14 protein-coding genes are annotated in these 18,123 nt (G+C 76.7%); 9 read left to right on the forward strand and 5 right to left on the reverse strand.

Annotated features, from left to right (window positions below):
* Positions 1–55 precede the first annotated feature (55 nt).
* On the forward strand, positions 56–340 hold the full coding sequence (locus ACIQBJ_RS25855) for a DUF2530 domain-containing protein (protein WP_400715102.1): 285 nt from the start codon (positions 56–58) through the stop codon (positions 338–340).
* 76 nt (positions 341–416) lie between these two features.
* Complete coding sequence (locus tag ACIQBJ_RS25860) at positions 417–2,900, forward strand: HAD-IC family P-type ATPase (RefSeq protein WP_400715104.1); 2,484 nt, start codon at positions 417–419, stop codon at positions 2,898–2,900.
* A gap of 187 nt (positions 2,901–3,087) precedes the next feature.
* Here ACIQBJ_RS25860 and ACIQBJ_RS25865 read toward each other — a convergent pair whose 3' ends face one another.
* The gene (locus tag ACIQBJ_RS25865) at positions 3,088–6,375 is read right to left on the reverse strand and encodes a sacsin N-terminal ATP-binding-like domain-containing protein (protein ID WP_400715106.1); all 3,288 of its coding nucleotides are present in this window, start codon (positions 6,373–6,375) and stop codon (positions 3,088–3,090) included.
* 127 nt (positions 6,376–6,502) lie between these two features.
* The gene (locus ACIQBJ_RS25870; RefSeq protein ID WP_400715108.1) at positions 6,503–7,384 is read right to left on the reverse strand and encodes a DUF3027 domain-containing protein; all 882 of its coding nucleotides are present in this window, start codon (positions 7,382–7,384) and stop codon (positions 6,503–6,505) included.
* Positions 7,385–7,914: 530 nt separating this feature from the next.
* Between ACIQBJ_RS25870 and ACIQBJ_RS25875 the strand changes: the two genes are divergently transcribed.
* From ACIQBJ_RS25875 to ACIQBJ_RS25890, 4 genes are all read left to right on the forward strand, one after another.
* Positions 7,915–9,216, forward strand: a complete 1,302-nt coding sequence (locus ACIQBJ_RS25875) for an MFS transporter (RefSeq protein WP_400715316.1) — start codon at positions 7,915–7,917, stop codon at positions 9,214–9,216.
* Between the two features lie 97 nt (positions 9,217–9,313).
* Positions 9,314–9,856: a hypothetical protein gene (locus ACIQBJ_RS25880; protein WP_400715110.1), complete on the forward strand. Its 543-nt coding sequence runs from the start codon at positions 9,314–9,316 to the stop codon at positions 9,854–9,856.
* Between the two features lie 12 nt (positions 9,857–9,868).
* On the forward strand, positions 9,869–10,549 hold the full coding sequence (locus tag ACIQBJ_RS25885; RefSeq protein ID WP_400715112.1) for a futalosine hydrolase: 681 nt from the start codon (positions 9,869–9,871) through the stop codon (positions 10,547–10,549).
* A 1-nt stretch (position 10,550) separates the two neighbouring features.
* Positions 10,551–11,402: a 1,4-dihydroxy-6-naphthoate synthase gene (locus ACIQBJ_RS25890; protein WP_400715114.1), complete on the forward strand. Its 852-nt coding sequence runs from the start codon at positions 10,551–10,553 to the stop codon at positions 11,400–11,402.
* 19 nt (positions 11,403–11,421) lie between these two features.
* Here ACIQBJ_RS25890 and ACIQBJ_RS25895 read toward each other — a convergent pair whose 3' ends face one another.
* Complete coding sequence (locus tag ACIQBJ_RS25895; RefSeq protein WP_014137515.1) at positions 11,422–11,805, reverse strand: cold-shock protein; 384 nt, start codon at positions 11,803–11,805, stop codon at positions 11,422–11,424.
* 398 nt (positions 11,806–12,203) lie between these two features.
* Between ACIQBJ_RS25895 and ACIQBJ_RS25900 the strand changes: the two genes are divergently transcribed.
* A complete protein-coding gene (locus ACIQBJ_RS25900) occupies positions 12,204–12,461 on the forward strand; it encodes a hypothetical protein (RefSeq protein WP_400715117.1) in 258 nt (85 codons plus the stop codon).
* A 7-nt stretch (positions 12,462–12,468) separates the two neighbouring features.
* Here ACIQBJ_RS25900 and ACIQBJ_RS25905 read toward each other — a convergent pair whose 3' ends face one another.
* Positions 12,469–13,077 carry an HAD family hydrolase gene (locus ACIQBJ_RS25905; protein WP_400715119.1) on the reverse strand — a complete coding sequence of 203 codons (609 nt, stop codon included), beginning with the start codon at positions 13,075–13,077 and terminating at the stop codon, positions 12,469–12,471.
* Between the two features lie 97 nt (positions 13,078–13,174).
* On the opposite strand from ACIQBJ_RS25905, the gene ACIQBJ_RS25910 reads away from it, so the two are divergent.
* Positions 13,175–14,185, forward strand: coding sequence for an ABC transporter substrate-binding protein (locus tag ACIQBJ_RS25910; protein WP_400715121.1), 1,011 nt, complete (start codon positions 13,175–13,177; stop codon positions 14,183–14,185).
* 268 nt (positions 14,186–14,453) lie between these two features.
* Here ACIQBJ_RS25910 and ACIQBJ_RS25915 read toward each other — a convergent pair whose 3' ends face one another.
* Positions 14,454–15,320, reverse strand: coding sequence for a hypothetical protein (locus ACIQBJ_RS25915; protein ID WP_400715123.1), 867 nt, complete (start codon positions 15,318–15,320; stop codon positions 14,454–14,456).
* A gap of 294 nt (positions 15,321–15,614) precedes the next feature.
* Between ACIQBJ_RS25915 and ACIQBJ_RS25920 the strand changes: the two genes are divergently transcribed.
* A complete protein-coding gene (locus ACIQBJ_RS25920) occupies positions 15,615–18,104 on the forward strand; it encodes a helicase-associated domain-containing protein (RefSeq protein ID WP_400715125.1) in 2,490 nt (829 codons plus the stop codon).
* Positions 18,105–18,123 lie beyond the last annotated feature (19 nt).

The following is an 18,123-nucleotide window of genomic DNA, read 5'->3' on the forward strand; positions in this document are numbered from 1 at the left end:
CCTGGAACCGTCCGCCTCTCCCGGCCCGCCGGAACCGCCCCGTAGGCTAGGCCCCATGCCCAAGACCGCACTGCGCCCCGCTCCCCCGGCGATCGAGGGGAACGACGTCGCCATCGTCGGCACCGGCACGGTGCTGTGGTTCGTCGGCTTCGTGGCGCTGGTGCCGTTCCAGGGGTGGCTCTCGGACCACGGTCACGGCAGCTGGCCGTGGATCTGCCTGTCCGGCGGCCTGCTCGGACTGATCGGCCTGAAGTACTGCACGGCCCGCCGGGCCGCGATCCGCCGGGCCCGGGAAGCGGCGGAGGCCGGGGCGGAACCCGGCGCGGGAACCGAGGACTGACACCCCGCCACCCGTCCGGCCCGAATAGCACCGAGGTGGGACGCACCGGACAAATCGCCCACCTAGAGTCGGTGCCATGACGCACCCCGTGGAAGGCACGGCCCCCCAGCAGTCAGGTACCGACGGCGGCCCCGGCGCGCACCCCACCGGCGCGGGCGGCGCGTACCGGCCCGGGCTGAGCGCGGCCGAGGTCGCCGAGCGGGTCGCCCGCGGGCAGGTCAACGACGTGCCGGTGCGCTCCAGCCGCTCGGTGCGGGAGATCGTCCGGGCCAACGTGTTCACCCGGTTCAACGCGATCATCGGCGTGATGTTCGGCATCATCCTGGTCGTCGGCCCGATCCAGGACGGCCTGTTCGGCCTGGTCATCGTGGCGAACACGGCGATCGGCATCATCCAGGAGACGCGCGCCAAGAAGACCCTGGACAGCCTGGCGCTGATCGGCGAGGCCCGCCCGCAGGTCCGCCGGGACGGGGCCGCGACCCAGGTCGCCACCGCGGAGATCGTGCTGGACGACACCGTGCTGCTGGGCATCGGCGACAAGGTGGTGGTGGACGGCGACGTCACCGAGGCGGACGGCCTGGAGATCGACGAGTCGCTGCTGACCGGCGAGCCGGACCCGGTGCTCAAGCACCCGGGCGACCACGTGATGTCGGGCTCGTTCGTGGTCGCGGGCGCGGGCGCGTTCACCGCCACCAAGGTCGGCCGGGAGGCGTACGCGGCCAAGCTGGCCGAGGAGGCCAGCCGGTTCACCCTGGTCAAGTCCGAGCTGCGCTCCGGCATCGACCAGATCCTGCGGTTCATCACCTACCTGTTGATCCCGACCGCGATCGGCCTGATCGTCAGCCAGCTGGCGGTGCAGCGGCACGACTGGAAGGAGGCCGTCCGCCGGATGGTGGCCGGCATCGTGCCGATGGTGCCCGAGGGCCTGGTGCTGCTGACCTCGGTGGCGTTCGCGATCGGCGTGGTCCGGCTGGGCCGCAAGCAGTGCCTGGTGCAGGAGCTGCCGGCGATCGAGGGCCTGGCCCGGGTCGACACCGTCTGCCTGGACAAGACCGGCACCCTCACCGAGGGCGGGATGGACCTGGTCGACCTGCGCCCGCTCGCCGACCCGGCCGAGGTGCCGCAGGCCGGCGAGGCGCTGCTGGCGGAGGCGCTGGGCGCGATCGGCGCCGCCGACGCCCGGCCGAACCCGAGCATGCGCGCGGTGATCGACGCGTACGGGCCGCCGCCGGAGGGGCGCTGGCGGGTGCTGGAGGCGATCCCGTTCTCCTCGGCCCGCAAGTGGAGCGGGGTGCAGCTGCTGGAGCCCGGCGGCACCGAGGGCAGCTGGCTGCTCGGCGCGCCGGACGTGCTGCTCCCGGCCGGCGACCCGGCGCTGGCCGAGGTGGACGAGCTGGGCGCCAAGGGCCTGCGGGTGCTGCTGCTGGGCCGCAGCCCGCTGCCGCTGGACGACCCGGACCCGGCGGCCGGGCTGCGGCCGCTGGCGCTGCTGGTGCTGCAGCAGCGGCTGCGCGAGGATGCCGCCGACACGCTGCGCTACTTCCGCTCGCAGGACGTCCGGGCGAAGGTGATCTCCGGCGACAGCGCCGTCTCGGTGGGCGCGGTGGCCGCGCACCTGGGCCTACCGGGCGCGGAGACCGCGACCGACGCCCGGACGCTGCCGACCGATCCGGCGGAGCTGGCGGAGGTCGCCGACCGCACCGCGGTGTTCGGCCGGGTGACGCCGCAGCAGAAGCGGGCGCTGGTCGGCGCGCTGCAGTCGAAGGGCCACACGGTGGCGATGACCGGCGACGGCGTGAACGACGTGCTGGCGCTGAAGGACGCGGACATCGGCGTGGCGATGGGCACCGGCTCGGACGCCACCCGGGCGGTCGCGCAGATCGTCCTGCTGGACGACCGGTTCGCCACGCTGCCCTCGGTGGTCGCCGAGGGCCGCCGGGTGATCGGCAACATCGAACGGGTCGCCGGGCTGTTCCTGGTGAAGACGGTCTACTCGGTGCTGCTGGCGCTGCTGGTGGTGTGCACCCAGGTCCCGTACCCGTTCCTGCCCCGGCACTCGACGGTGCTCTCCTCGCTGACCATCGGCATCCCGGCCTTCTTCCTGGCGCTGGCCCCGAACAACGAGCGGGCCCGCACCGGGTTCGTCCGGCGGGTGCTGCGGCTGGCCGTCCCGGGCGGGGTGATCTGCGGGACGGCGACCTTCGTGGCGTACGCGCTGGCCCGGGGCGACGAGGAGACGACCCTGAAGGCGGACACCTCGGTCGCCACGCTGACGCTGTTCATCACGGCGATCTGGGTCCTGGCGATCGTCGCCCGGCCGTACACCTGGTGGCGACTGCTGCTGATCGGCACGATGGCCGGGGCGTTCGCGCTGGTCCTGGTGGTGCCCTGGCTGGCGGACTTCTTCCAGCTCCAACTGGTCGGCTGGCGCGACCCGCTGACGGGGGTCGCGACCGCCCTGGTGGCGGGCGGCCTGCTGGAGGTCACCTCTCGGCTGTTCGTGGAACGGCAACAGGACCCGTCAGGGGACCGGGAAAGCTCTGCGGCACACGCTGGGTGATCAGGGGCCCGGGGAACGGCGGGGCCGAGGGGCGATGCGCCGGAGCACAGTGGGGCGCTACGGGGCTTTCGCCGAGGACCTCCGGCCCGAAACGGGGTGGCGCCCCGCGGCCCGTCGGACACCCGCCACTCGGCTCCGCCGTTCCCCGGGCCCCTGAAAGCGCATCCTTCCGAACCCGCGACCAGATCTATTCGTAGTCGCGGGCCGCCAGCAGTTCGTACGCCCGGTCCGGTTCGGTGAGGGCGGCGAGGATCTCGAAGCGGCGGTGCCACTGGTGGACGGACCAGGCGAGGCCGGCGGCGAGGCCCTCGGGGGTGGCGGCGTGCAGGAGGCCGGGGACCGGCGGGACGTCGAACTCGTCGTCCTCGTCGGCGGGGTCGGCCTCCTGCGGGTCGTAGGGGAGTTCGGGGGCGGTCGCGCCGGTGTCCCAGCGCCAGTCGACCCGGGCCTCCTCGCCGTCGGGGCCGACGACCAGCAGGTCCTCGTGCTCCTCGTAGACGGCGGGGCAGCCGGGGAGGAGTTCGCGGACCACGGCGGGCGTGCGGTGCAGGGTGCCCTCGGAGAGGACCCGGCCGCCGGCGACCTCGCTGGCGAGCGAGACGTGCAGGCGTTCGGCGAGCGCGGGGGCGAGCGCGGGGTGGACCGGCAGCACGGCGTGGTCGTGGAGGAGTTCGACCAGGTCGGGGGCGTCGGCGACGACCGCGGTGGCGGCGTCGACGATGACGGTGGTGTCCTCGCGGCGGCCGGTGCCGTCGTCCAGCGGGGCCAGCGCCCGGACCACGTCCAGGGGTTCGACCCGTTCCGCCGGGAGGGCGGCCAGCAGGCTGTAGATGCCGTGCAGTTGGCGGTGCGTCACCGCGGAGAGCGGGTCGGTGAGCCGGTCGATCAGCTCCTCGGGGCCGTGCGGTTCGGCGAGCAGCGCCTCCAGCGTGGTGCGGACGCCGAGCGCGTGCAGGAACTGCGGGTCGAGGTCGGTGCGGGCCTCGTCGTAGAGGCCGCGGAGCAGCGGGTCGGCCCCGGCGGCGCGCAGGCCGGCGGGCTCGCGGCCGTCGAGGACGGGGTGGTCGCGCAGCCACCAGGCGGTGTACGGCGGGAGGTCGGTGTAGCTGCCGTCGGGCAGCAGGGTGCGGACGGGGGTGATCACGGCGTCCCGGTACGGGGGCCGGGCCAGCAGGGCGAGCGCCTCGGGCCAGGCGTCGTCGGCGACCAGGTCGAGGTCGCGGACGGCGACGAGTTCGGCGGCGACCGGCGGGACGCCCAGGTCGGCGGCGTCGTCGGCGTGCAGGGCGTCGAGGGCGTCCTCGCACCATTCGGCGAGGCCGTCGGGGGCCTCGTCGATCAGGCCGGTGGGGCGGCCGCCGGCGGCGCGGTCGGCGGGGGCGGTCGGGTCGAGGCGCTCCAGGTCGTCGGGGTCGAGGACGACGTCCTCGGCGCGGACCAGGGTGAAGCCGGTGAGCGCGCCGACCGCGGCCAGCGTCTCGGGGCCCCAGCGCTCCAGCAGGTCCTCGTCGACGAAGGCGGCCTCGTCCTCGTCCACCAGGCGGGCCAACGGGCTGTCGGGGAGCAGGAGTTCACCGGCGCGGGCGAGTTCGCCCTCGTCGTCGGGGAGGGCCAGGCGGGCCAGCCAGGGGTGCTCGCCGGGGGCGGGGGCGGCGGCCTTGACCAGGGCGAGGACGGCGTCGGCGAGGTCGAGGGCGGCGTCGAAGTCGTCCTCGCCGAGTTCCAGCGAGCGGGCGACGGCGGCCCGCACCTCGGGGGTGTCCAGGACGCCCGCGGGGGTGGCGGTGCCGGCGCCGAGCCTGGCCAGCAGCGGGTGCGCGGCCTCGGGGTGGGCGAGGCGCAGGTCGAGCAGGTCGAGGGCCTCGGCGAGGGACTCGGGGTAGCCCTCGTGGCCGGCCCAGTCGGCGGCGTCGGAGGGCAGCAGGACCCGGCGCGGGCCGGTGACGGTGCGGCCGTCGGCGAGCGGGACGGGCAGCGCGCCGAGGGCCTCCGGGTCGGCGCCGCCGAGGGCCGCGTACAGGCCGCGCCACCAGGCGGGTTCGCGTTCCAGGCCGCCGAGCTGGTCGACGATCTCGGCGAGCGGGACCCGCCGGACGCCGAGGGTGCGCAGTTCGACGCGGCGCTCCAGGCCGGCCGGGAGCAGGCCGGGGAAGACCGGGGCGAGCGCCTCGACCACGTCCTGGTCGGCGCCCTCCAGCAGGACGGCGTCGCGCGGGCGGAGCGCGGGGGTGCCCTCCTCGGTGCCGGGCGGGTGCGGCAGGAAGGGCGTGTCGGGCAGCCGCTCCAGGACGGCGGTGCGCAGCGCGTTGTCGAGGGCGCCCCGGCCGAGCGGGCCGGGGACCAGGTCGAGCGCGTGGACGTCGGCGCCGCGGGTGCGCAGCAGGTCGGCGTAGGCGTCGGCGGCGCGTTCGACCAGGAAGTCGGTGAGCGGCCCCGGGGCGACGTGCCGGCGGGTGGGGTCGAGCGGGAAGGAGGCGATCAGCAGGGCGGGGAGGCCGAGCGGTTCGTCGCTGGGCGTGGGGGCGTGCACCACGGCGGCGGTGGCGGGCCGCCGCGGGTGGTCGTGCTCGTCGACGGGGACGGCCCAGGTGAGCGTCCACTGCGGGCGGGCGCGCTCCTCGGTGGTGCGGTCGGCGAGGAGTGCGGGCGCGGCGGTCCCGGCGGCGCTGACGGTCTGCCAGACGGTGCGGCGCCCGTCGTCGGTGACGGTGACGGTGGGGAGCCGGTCGGGGCGCGGCGGGTCCTCGACGCGGGTGAGGGTGCGGACGCCGTCCGCGGTCTCCACGACGATCTCGGCCAGGCCGGGCAGGGTGAGCAGCAGGGCGTCGTCGATCCCGGCGAGCAGTCGGCGGGTGAGGTCCTCGGCGGCGGGGTCGCGGAGCGGGAGGGTAACGACGGTGTCGTAGCCCTCGACGGTGTCGCCCTCGGCCGGGAAGGGCAGCCGGAGCACCGGGACGTGGCCCTCACGGCGGGTCAACTCGTCGTGCAGTTCCGGGATTTCGGCGACCCTGGCGCGGGCGTCGGGGAGCGACCAGCGGACTCCGCCGCGGCGGCCGATCACGGCGGGTTCGTCGCTGACGGCGAGGACGGCGGCGAAGCCGACGCCGAAGCGGCCGACCACGGGCTGCGCGTCGGCGCGCTTCGCGGAGGCGCGCAGGGTGGAGAGCGACTCGACGGCGGCGGCGTCCAGCGGGGCGCCGGTGTTGGCGGCGGCGAGGACGCCGTCGCGCAGGATCAGCCGGAGCCGGCCGGGGGCGCCCGCGCGGGCGGCGGCGTCGGCGGCGTTCTGGGCGAGTTCGACGATCAGGCGGTCGCGGTAGCCGCCGAGGGCGAGCTCCTCCTCGGCGTTGGCGTCCTCCCGGAACCGGGCGGGTGCCGCCGTCCAGGCCGCCAGCACGGTGTGCCGCAGCCGGGCGGTGTCGAAGACGTCCGATTCCTCGGGGGACGCCGCACTGCCGATGATCCGAGACTCCACGTGCCGAGCCGCCCTTCGCGTGGTCTGCGTACGAGTCGGCATTCTGCCAGGGGTGTCGGACGCGGCACGCTCCGCGCGCGCCCGGGGCGGCGCGCGGAGCGGGGGCGGGGGCCTGCCGGAGGGCCCGTCAGGAGTGGCCCAACTCCTCGGTGGGGGCGTCGGGTTCGACCGAGCCGGAGCCGCGGTCGGGGTGGATCTGGAGGGGTTCGACGACGGTCTCGTCGAGGATCAGTTCGGCGGGGACCGGCGGGGCGGGGAGGATCGCGGCCTCGGAGTGCGCGCCGCAGCCGTAGCCGAGCGAGACGACCTGGCCGTCGGCCGGGCCGAACTCGTTGCCGCAGACGCCGAACGCCTGCCCGAGCGAGCCGCCGATCGGGACCAGGAAGCCGCAGGTGGAGCAGGAGGCGGGGGCGGACTGCGCCATCGGCGTCTGCGGGCCGTACGCGGTCTCCCAGCGCTCGGCGGCCTGGTGCAGGCCGCGCCGGGAGAGCACCCGGGGGCGGCCGAGCCCGAGTTCGCCGGCGACGGCGCCGATCTCGGCGCGGGCCGGCAGCGGCTGGATGCCGGGTTCGGCGGCGAGCAGGTCCTCCTCGTCGACCTCGGCCAGCGCGGAGTTGGGGGCGGGCTCGTCCTCGCCGCTCCAGCCGGGTTCGAGCCGCTCGTCGTCGGCGCCGGTCGGCAGCAGGTCGCCGGGGCCGAGGTCGCCGGGGCGCAGCCGCTCGCTCCACGGCACCCACTGGGGGGCGAGGACGGCGTCGCCGCCGGGGAGCAGCGCGACCTCGTCCAGGGTGACGTTCTTGGCCCGGGGGGCGCGGGCGACGGTGACCGCCCAGTGCCAGCCGCGGTAGGCGGGGTCGAGGCACTCGAAGGTGTGGGTGACGACCCGTTCGGCGTCCGGGCTCGCCTTCACGTGGGGGCCGACGAAGGCCTCTCCGACGCTCTCCACGACTGCCTGGCGGGCGAGGTCGACGGCCTCGGCACAGAGCCGGTCAGGGGTACGGCTTCGCATCGCAGCACTCACGGCGTCGGTTCTCTCCCAGTCCTGTCATCCTGCGGTCCCGAGGCAGCCCGGCGGGGCGGGCACGCACCGGTTGTCACTGCCACGTCTCGGGAGCGGCGCCCGTTGACACGGGGCCGGTCCATTCTGCTAGACCCGGGGCCGCTCCGTGGCCGGGCCGCGCCGCCTCGGTCGGCCGCCCCCTTGCGCAGGCCGGGCACGCGCGTAGTGCAGGCTACCCGCCGGTCGACGGTGCGGCACAGTCCGGGGCGGCCCGTGCGGGCGCGCCGTGGGTGCGGCAATCACTCGTTAGGCTTCCGATTCTCGGGCAGGATGGGGTTGTGGCGGACGAGAACCCGCCGCGGCACGGACCGCTTCCGGGGCAGGCCGAGGGCCGGTCGGAGCCGTCCGCCGTGCCGCGGCCGCACCCCGCAGCCCCCGGCGAGCCGGAGGCGGACGAGGCGCGTCCGACGGCCCCTCAGGAGGACGCGGGGGCGCCGACCGTGAAGTCGCCCAACCGTCTGGCGCGCGGCGCGTCGGCGATGGGGGTGCGCACGGGGCGGGTGGTGCACGGGACGGGCCGGCGGATCCGGCGGGCGACGTCCGCGGAGGGCGCGGGCGAGTCCGGGCTGGCGAAGCTGATCGAGCTGCACGCGCTGAACTCGTTCGGCGACATGCTGATCACGGTGGCGCTGGCGTCGACCATCTTCTTCTCGGTGCCGACCGGCGAGGCCCGCGGCCGGGTGGCGCTGTACCTGCTGATCACGATGGCGCCGTTCGCGGTGCTGGCCCCGGTGATCGGCCCGCTGCTGGACCGGCTGCCGCACGGCCGGCGGACCGCGATGGCGATGTCGATGCTGGCCCGGGCCGCGCTGGCCTGGGTGATGGCGGGGACGGTGACCTCGGGCGGCCTGGAGCTGTACCCGGAGGCGCTGGGCGTGCTGGTGGCGTCGAAGGCGTACGGGGTGGTGCGCAGCGTGGTGGTGCCGCGGCTGCTGCCGGCCCAGCTGTCGCTGGTGAAGGCGAACTCGCGGGTGACGCTGGCGGGTCTGCTGACCACGCTGGTGGCGGGCGGGGTGGGCGGGCTGCTGCACCTGATCGGCCCGGGGTGGCCGCTGCGCGGGGCGTTCGTGGTGTTCGTGATCGGCACGCTGATGGCCTTCCACCTGCCGCACAAGGTGGACTCGGCGAAGGGCGAGCAGCGCGCGGAGCTGCACGCCGAGCCGCACGGGGAGCGGCCCAAGGGCGTGCTGCGGGCGGTCGGGCCCTCGGTGATCATGGCGCTGCGCGGGGTGGCGGCGCTGCGCTGGCTGGTCGGCTTCCTGGTGATGTTCCTGGCGTTCCTGATCCGCAAGGACCCGATCGGGGGGCTGCCGGAGACGGTGGCGCTGGGCGTGGTCGCGGGCGCGGCTGGCCTGGGCAACGCGCTGGGCTCGGTGCTGGGTTCGTGGCTGCGCACCCGGGCGGGCGAGGTGACGGTGACGGCGGTGCTGGCGCTGGCGACGGTCGCGGCGGGCGCGGCGGCGCTCTGGTACGGCGTGGCGACGGTGACGGTGGTGGCCGGGGTGGCGGGCATGTCGGCGTCGCTGGGCAAGCTGGCGCTGGACGCGCTGATCCAGCGGGACGTGCCGGAGGCGGTGCGGACCTCGGCGTTCGCCCGCTCGGAGACGGCGCTGCAGCTGAGCTGGGTGCTGGGCGGGGTGGTGGGCATCTCGCTGCCGCTGAACGCGGTGCTGGGGCTGACGGTGGCGGCGGCGGTGATGGCGGTGATGCTGCTGCTGACGTTCCGTTCGCTGCTGCGGGCGGGTCCGCGCCGGTCGGCGGCCCGGCCCCGGGTGGCCTGACCCGCGCGGGCGCGACGCGCCCGCGTGCGGAGCAACCCGCGGGCGACTCGGGGCCCCGGGCATCGTGTGATCGCGGAAGGCGAGTAGCCTCTTGCGCATGAGCCTCAGCACCCGTGCCATCGCCGGTATCGCCGGTGTCGTCGTTGTCGGCGCCGCCTCCCTCGGGACCGGCATCTACCTGGCGAACGACGCCGGCAAGCCCGAGGAGGCCAAGGCCATGCTGGTCGTCGGCACCTCGACCGTTTCGACGGCCCCCTCCCCGACCTGCTACAACGACGGGAAGCCGCTCGGCGAGGACGTCCTGTCCAAGTGCCTGAAGGAGATCCAGCAGGCCCGCAAGGACAAGAAGCTGCCGAAGCTGGACGTCCGGGCCAGCGACCGGATCGGCGTCGGGGTGCCCGAGGATCTGGCCGAGAAGGGCTGGTTCGCGCTGACCAACGGCGGCGCGGAGGGCCAGGCGGCACTGGCCGGCGGCCCGGCCGAGGCGGTCCTCACCGGGGTGACCTACTCGGGTTCGAAGAGCGCGGCCGGCCTGCTGTCGACCAACGACGTCACCTCGGTGACCGTGGTCGCGCAGGACAAGAAGACCCAGGAGTACTACGCGGTCTGGGCCTTCGACCTGACCAACAAGACCAGCTGAGCCGCTCGGTCGATGACCGCTGAGCTCCCCGACGAGCAGTCCGGCCCCGCCGCCGGACTGCTCGTCGTCGTGGCCGTGCAGGCCGAGGCCGAAGCGGTGCGGCGCGGGCTGGGCCCGGGCAGCGGCGCGACGGTGCTGGCGGCGGGCGTCGGCCCGGCCGCGGCGGCGGCGGGCACGGCGGCGGCGCTGGCCGGCGGCCGGTTCCGGCTGGTGCTGTCGGCGGGCATCGCGGGCGGTTTCGCGCCCGCCGCGCCGGTCGGCTCGCTGGTGGTGGCGGACGCGCTGGTCGCCGCCGACCTGGGTGCGGAGACCCCGGACGGGTTCGCGGACGTCGCCGAGCTGGGCTTCGGCACCGTCCGGCACCCGGTGCCCGGCGGGCTGGCGGCGGCGCTGGCCGGGGCGACCGGCGGGGCGGTCGGCGAGGTGCTGACGGTGTCCACGGTGACGGGGTCGGCGGAGCGCGCCGACCTGCTGAGGGGGCGTCACCCGCGGGCGCTGGCCGAGGCGATGGAGGGTTTCGGGGTGGCCGAGGCGGCCGCCCGGGCCGGGCTCCCGGTGGGTGAGCTGCGGGCCGTGTCCAATGCCGTCGGGCCGCGCGACCGCGCGTCCTGGCGGATCGGCGAGGCGCTGGCGGCCCTGGAACGGGCCTTCGCGGCGCTGCCGCCGCTGCCACGTCTGCTCCAGGAGGTCTGAGATGGCCGAGCCGCTGTCCGTCGCGTACTCGCCCTGCCCGAACGACACCTTCGTCTTCCACGCCTGGGCGCACGGCCTGATCCCGGGCGCGGACGCGCCCGAGGTGCGGTTCGCGGACATCGACGTCACCAACGGGCTGGCCGAGCGCGGCGAGTTGGACGTCCTGAAGATCTCCTACGGCCAGCTGCCGTGGGTGCTGGACGAGTACGCGCTGCTGCCGTGCGGCGGGGCGCTCGGCCGGGGCTGCGGGCCGCTGGTGCTGACGGCCGGTCCGCTGGAGCCGGCCGCGCTGGCCGGGCGGCGGGTCGCGGTGCCGAGCGAGCGCTCGACGGCGTACCTGCTGTTCCGGCTGTGGGCGGCGGAGGCGGTGCCGGGCGGGTTCGGCGAGATCGTGGTGCTGCCGTTCCACGAGATCATGCCGGCCGTCCGGGCGGGCGAGGTGGACGCCGGGCTGGTGATCCACGAGGCCCGGTTCACGTACCGGGAGTACGGGCTGCACTGCCTGGCCGACATGGGCGAGGCGTGGGAGGCGGCCACCGGGCTGCCGATCCCGCTGGGCGCGATCGTGGCCCGGCGCTCGCTGGGCGCCGAGCGGCTGCGCGCACTCGCCGACACGGTGCGGGCCTCGGTCCGGGCGGCCTGGGCGGACCCGGCGGCCTCCCGGGCGTACGTGCTGGCGCACGCCCAGGAGATGGACCCGGCCGTCGCCGAGCAGCACATCGGGCTGTACGTCAACGAGTTCACCGCCGACCTCGGCGAGGACGGCTACGCGGCGGTGCGCGGCCTGCTCACCCGGGCCGCCGAGCAGGGACTCGTCCCCGCCGTCGACCCGGGCGCGCTGGCCTTCGTCTGAGCAGGCGTCGGGGCCGGGCTCAGACGTCGAACTGGTCGGCGATGGCGCGCAGCACCATGGCGATCTTCTGGCCCTCCGGCTTGCCCGGGTAGCGGCCGCGCTGCAGGCCCGGGAGGACGCTGTCCAGCTTGGTGATCAGGTCCTGGACGATCGGGGCCATGTCGTCGGCGCTCTTGCGCTGGGCGGCGGCCACCGACGGCAGCGCGTCCAGCAGTTGGACGCTCATCGCCTGGTCGCCGCGGTGGCCCGCGGCGACGCCGAACTCGACCCGCTGCCCCGGCCGCAGCGTGGTGACGCCCGCGGGCAGCGCCTTGGTGTGGACGAAGACCTCGCCGCCGTCGTCGCGCGACAGGAAGCCGTAGCCCTTCGTCTCGTTGAACCACTTGACCTGGCCGGTGGGCATCTCGAAAAGTCCTCGATGTCGGGTGCGAGCGACCCCGTCGGGTCGCGGATGGGTGCGGGCCGGCCACTGACTGCGGACGGCCGGTTTCGCTCAGTGGAGCAATGATCCCTCAGCGTGCAACGGAACAGCCAAGGGATTCCGGACCGGGGCGCGGCCGTGCCCCGCGACTGACGCGCCTTCCACTGGCCCACACCCCCGATCGCCGACGGGCGGGCTCCGGTGGGCCGATCGGCCGCACGCCCGCGCGATGGCTGCATACCCGGCCCCGCCGAGAGTCGAAACTCCTTGCGCGCACGGAGTTGCGGGCTGTGACGCGCCGCCGGTCAGGAGGGGTGGGCGGGCGGCCCCGGCGGCAGTGGGACACTGGGAGGACCGAGCGTGCGAAGGAGCGAGTCGAAGTGAGCCGTCAGCCCAGCGATTCCGGCGACACCCTGGTCCGCGTCGGCGGCGTGCTGTTCGCCCTCGGCGCGCTCGCCACCCTGGTCACCTTCGTGCCGTACGCCTTCGACCTGGCGCGCTTCCCGGCCACCGCGTACTGGCTGTCCATGCTGATGCCGGCCGGCCTGCTGGTGTCGCTGCTCGGCCTGCTGGCCGGCGCCCGCGCGCAGTCCCGCCGGCGGCGGGCCGCCCGGGAGGCCGCGTCCGCCACCGGCTGACGGGGGCTCAGCCCGCCAGGTGGGCGGTCAGCCAGGCCGGGAACTCGGTCAGGTCGTTCAGGACGGTGTGCGCGCCCGCGGCGGTGAGTTCGGCGGGCCCGTACGGGCCGGTGGCGACGCCCACCGCGACCGCCCCGGCGGCCAGCGCGCCCCGGACGTCGCCCAGGTGGTCGCCGACGTAGACGTCCGCGCCGTGCTCGCGCAGCGCGTCGCCCTTGGTCTCCGCCCACAGGTCGCCGACCAGCGCGTCCACCTCCAGGCCGATCCCCTCCAGGTGCAGCCGGGCGTTCGGCTCGTACTTGCCGGTGATCACCAGCACCCGGCCGCCGACCGCCCGCACCGCCGCCACCGCGGCCAGCGCGCCCGGCAGTTCGAGGCTGCCGGGGACGGCGTGCTCCCGGTACAGCTCGCGGTAGCGGTCCGCGACCCGCTCCACCTGGTCCGCCGGGAACCAGTGCGCCAGCTCGTGGGTCAGCGGCGGCCCGAGCCGGCTCACCGCGAGGTCGGCGTCGATCCGGGCCCCGGTCTCGGCGGCCAGCACCTGGTAGGTGGCCTTGATGCCGGGGCGGGTGTCGAGGAGCGTCATGTCGAGGTCGAAGCCGACGGTGAGAGCCATGCCGACCAGCCTAGTCAGCGTGGTTCCGACCGGAAGCGGCGGGTGCACCCGCACAATACGGACATAACTCCCCGCCCGACCTCGCCGGAGGCCCCGGATGCCGCCCCCGCTCCCCCGCCGGACCGTCCTCACCGGGCTCGGCGCCGCCCTGCTCACCGGCTGCGGCCCGCGCGAACTCCCGGTGCCCCCGCGGTCGAGCGACACCTCCGCCGGCCCGACGCCCACCCCCAGCCCGAGCCCGAGCCCGCGGCCGCGGCCGCCCGTCACGGTCGGCACCGCGGACGGGCCGGTCACCGTGCCCGGCGAGGCGATCCGGGCGGTGGTGCTCGACACCGCCGAACTGGACTCCGCGATGACCCTCGGCATCACGCCCGTCGGCGCCGCGAAGGCCCCGCTGGACGCCGCCCTGCCCGGCTACTGGCCCGCCTCCCGGCTGGCCGGGGTCGCCGTGGTCGGCGACGTCGCCGCCCCGCCCGACGCCACCGCGATCAGCGCCGCCCGGCCGCAACTGCTCCTCACCAACCTGACCCGGGACGGCGCCCACCTGGACACGCTGCGCGCCCTCGCCCCGACCGTGGCCACCGCCACCACCGGCGCCCCCTGGAAGGAGAACTTCCAGCTGCACGCCGCCGCGCTCGACCGCCGCGAACAGGCCGCCGCCGTCCTCGGCGGCTACACCCGGCACGTCGACCAGGCCGTCCGCGCACTGGCCTCGGCGGGCGCGGGCGGGCAGCGGATCAGCCTGGTCCGCTTCGTCGAGGGCTCCCCCGGTCCCCGCCTCTACGCCCGGCAGAACTTCCCCGGCAGCGTCCTCGCCGACCTCGGCCTCCCCCGACCCGACCCGCAGAACACCGACCGCTTCGCCGTCGAGGCCGCCCCCGACCGCCTCCCCCTCGCCGACGGCGACCTGCTGCTCTACGCCGGCTACGGCCACCCCGACCGCAACGGCCTCACCGCCGCCCTGGCCTCCCCCGCCTGGCAGTCCCTCGCCGCCGTCCGGGCCCACCGCGCCTTCCCCGTCGACGACCAGCTCTGGTTCCAGGGCATCGGCTACACCGGCGCGCACTTCCTGATCGCCGAACTCCTCCACCTGCTCGGCGCGGCCTGAGCCTCCGTCAGCAACGGAGGGACGAACCGCAGAGCCGCTGCGCGGGGCCGGACACGGCGATCGGACAGGATGCCCGACCGAAGCCGCCCGCCCGCGCGGCACGACCTGGCAGGGCGTCAGCAACCGGTGGGCGAAGCGCGAAGCCGCTGCGCGGGGGGGCCGGACCGAACCGACCGAAGGGCCGGCGTGTCGTGCCCGTGCGCCCGTCGGCCCCGTCCGGCGGCGGTTCGACGCCTTCGACGCGTCGGCGTCCTTCCCGGCTCCCCCGTCACTCGCCCTTGCGGCGGCGCAGGGCCACCGCGAGGACGAACAGGGCCGAGAGGGCGGCGGCCACCCGGAGGACGCCCGGGGCGGCCGCCCAGGTCGCGGCCCCCGCGTGGGTGCCCGGGGCCAGGGCGGCACCCCAACGCCCTTGCTCGCGGCCCCAGTTCCACACCGTCAGACCGGTCACCGTGATCAGCGGGATGCCCAGCACCGCGAACTTCTTCATCAGGTCGGACCAGCCGTGCGAGAGGTACGCCAGGCCCCAGCCGAGCAGCATCACCAGCAGCATGCCGGTCGCCGCCCCGCCGATCAGCAGCACCGCGCCGAGCAGCAGCAGCGGCGCGGGCCGACGCCCCGCCCCCGGGGCCGACGCCTTCGCCTCGGGCGCCGGGGCGGGCTGCGGGCGGCCGAGCAGCGCTTTCAGGGCGCGACGCCCGAGGCCCGGCCGGTCCGGGGCGGGCGCGGCCTCCGGCGCGGGGGCCGGGTCCGGCGCGGGGACGGGCTCGGGCTCGGGCTCGGCCTTCGGCGCGGACTCCTCGACCGGCAGGTCGAAGAACACCTCGCTCCAGCCCGGGTAGACCGCCGTGACGTCGGTGCGGCCGTGGTCCTCCGCGAAGTCGAAGGCCCGGTGCACCTCGGCGGGCGTGGGCCCGTCCGGTCGCGGCGGCTCCGCGGGGCGCGGCTTCGCCATGGGCACCGGGGGCGCCGGGGGCGCCGAGGGCCTCGGCGGCACCGGCGGGGCGTCGGGGGCGGCGGCCGGGGGCGAGTCCGCCGCCTGCGGGGGCAGGTAGACGCTCTCCCCGCCGTCGGGGACCGGCCCGCCCCCGCCGCTGCCCGCCCCGTCCTCACGCCACCACGAGCCGCCCGCCATCGCCCGCCCCCGCCCTCACGTCCACGTACCCCGCCGCCTGCCGAGACGGTACCCACCCGCACCCACCCGAAGCGAGCCCCGTCCACCCCCCGGCCTGTCACCGCCCGCCCCCGGCCTGCCACCACCTCCGCCCCACAGGCTCTCGCCGCCTGCCTCACGGCTTCTCGCCATCCATCCCCCAGCTCCTCACCGCCCGCCTCGCGGGCTCCCGCCGGTTCGGTTCGGCCCCCGGTTCGTGGGGAGTTCTTCCGCCGTTCTGGGCCGCGGTCGGGGGTGTTGACTAATCTGGACCGGATGACCGCACCGCAGAGCGCGCCGCGCGCCACCCGCGCCAACGCCCCCCGCACCCTGGCCGAGGAACTCCGGGGTCGGGGCGACGAGGCCGTCGCCGCGCTGCTCAGGGCCCGCCCGGACCTGCTGAACCCGGTGCCGACGGACCTGGCGCAGCTGTCCTCGCGGCTGTCCGGCCGGGCCTCGGTGCTGCGGGCGCTGGAGCGGCTGGACCGGTTCACCCTGCAGGTCGCCGAGGCGCTGGCCGCCGCCCCGGAGGGCGCGTCCGACAGTGTGGTGCGCAACCTGCTGACCGGCCCGGCCCGGGTGAAGCCGCACCCGGGCGCGGAGGCCGTCGACCGGGCCGCCGTCGCCGCCGCGTTCCCGGCCGCGCTGGAGCGGCTGCGCGAGCAGGCGCTGCTCTGGGGCCCGGACTCGGGCCTGCGGCTGGTGCTGGCCGTCCGGGAGGCGCTGGCGCCGAGCGCCGTGAACCCGGGCCGGACCGGCCTGGGGCCGACGCTGGCCGAGGCGACCGTCGGTGTGTCGCCCGCCCGGCTGCAGCAGCTGCTGGCCGGAGCGGGGCTGCCGCCGACGCCGGACCCGGTGACCGGGATCGCCGCGCTGACCGCGCTGCTGGGCGACCGCAAGCGGCTGGGCGCGCTGCTGGAGCAGGCCCCGCCGGCCGCGCTCGGCCTGCTGGAGCGCCTGGTGTGGGGCCCGCCGACCGGCACCGTCCCGGACGCGGCCCGGCAGGTCACCGCGGAGGTGGCGCACAGTCCGGTGGAGTGGCTGCTGGCCCGCGGCCTGCTGCTGCCGTCCAGTCCGACCTCGGTGGTGCTGCCCCGCGAGCTGGCCCTGCACCTGCGCGGCGGCCGCACCCACCGCGCCGTCGAGCCGGCCCCGCCCGCCGTCGCACCGGTGGTGGCGCGCGACCCGGCGGGCGTCGACGGCACCGCGGCCGGGCAGGCCGCCACGGCCGTCCGGACGGTCGAGGAGCTGCTGGAGTCCTGGGGGCTGACCCCGCCGCCGACGCTGCGGGCCGGCGGGCTGGGCGTGCGCGACCTGAAGCGGGCCGCGCTGCTGCTGGAGTGCTCGGAGGGCGATGCCGCGTTCTGGCTCGAACTCGCCCACACCGCCGGGCTGCTGGCCCCGGACGGGGAGGCCGACGAGGTCTGGGCGCCGACCCCGGGCTACGACCAGTGGCTGCAGCAGGACACCGCCGAGCGCTGGGCGGTGCTCGCCCGGGCCTGGCTGGCCGCCACCCGGGTCGGCCGGCTGACCGGCACCCCCGACGGCAAGGGCCGGCCCCGGGCCGCGCTCGGCCCCGAGCTGGACCGCTCGCTCGCCCCGTCCGTCCGCCGCGCCGCCCTCGCCCGGCTCGCCGAGCTGCCGCCGGGCACCGCCGCCGCCGCGGACGCCCTGCTCCCGGCGCTGCGCTGGCACCGCCCGCTGCGCGGCGGCCCCGTCGGACCGGACGGCCACGAGCTGCGCGAGACGCTGACCGGCTGGACGCTGCACGAGGCCGAGCTGCTGGGCGTCACCGGCCGCGGCGCGCTCGCCGCCCCGGCCCGGGCGCTGCTCGGCGGCGCGGACCCGGCGGCCGTGCTGGCGCCGCTGCTGCCGGAGCCGCTCGACCACGTGATCCTGCAGCCCGACCTGACGGCGATCGCGCCCGGCCCGCTGCTCGCCCCGCTCGCCCAGGCCCTGGCGCTGGCCGCCGACATCGAGTCCAAGGGCGGGGCGACGGTCTACCGGTTCACCCCGGCCTCGGTCCGCCGCGCCCTGGACGCCGGGCGGACCGCCGCCGACCTGCGGGCCTTCCTGGCCCAGCACTCGCGCACGCCCGTCCCGCAGCCGCTCGCGTACCTGATCGACGACGTGGCCCGCCGGCACGGCGTGCTGCGGGTCGGCGCCGCCTCCTCCTACCTGCGCTGCGACGACCCGCAGCTGCTCGGCGAGGTGCTGGCCGACCGGCGGGCCGCCGAGCTGCGGCTGCGGCTGCTCTCCCCGACCGTGCTGGCCGCGCAGGCCGGGCCGGAGACGCTGCTCGCGGTGCTGCGCACGATGGGTCACGCGCCCGCCGCGGAGTCCGCCGAGGGCGATCTGGTGATCACCCGGGCGGACAGTCGGCGCACCCCGCCGCGGAGCGCCCCGGTGCCCGTCCCGGACGGGCCCGCCCGGCCCGACGACGTGCTGCTGGCCGCGGCGGTCCGGGCCGTCCGGGCGGGCGACCGGGCCGCGACGGCGGTGCGGAGGGCGCCGATCGCCGGTCCGGCGGGCGCGGCCGTGCCGCGGACCGCCGCCGCGGACACCCTGGCGGCGCTGCAGACCGCCGTGCTGCTCGGCGAGCGGATGTGGATCGGCTACATCAACGCGGAGGGGCTGTCCTCGCAGCGGGTGATCGACCCGGTCAAGGTCGAGGGGGGCTTCGTCACCGCCTACGACCACCTCGCCGAGGAGGTCCGCACCTTCGCGCTGCACCGGATCACCGGCGTCGCCGAGGTCGAGGAGTAGCGGCTGTCGAGGAGCGCCG

It is taken from the genome of Kitasatospora sp. NPDC088391 (assembly GCF_044753345.1).
Classification (GTDB): Bacteria; Actinomycetota; Actinomycetes; order Streptomycetales; family Streptomycetaceae; genus Kitasatospora.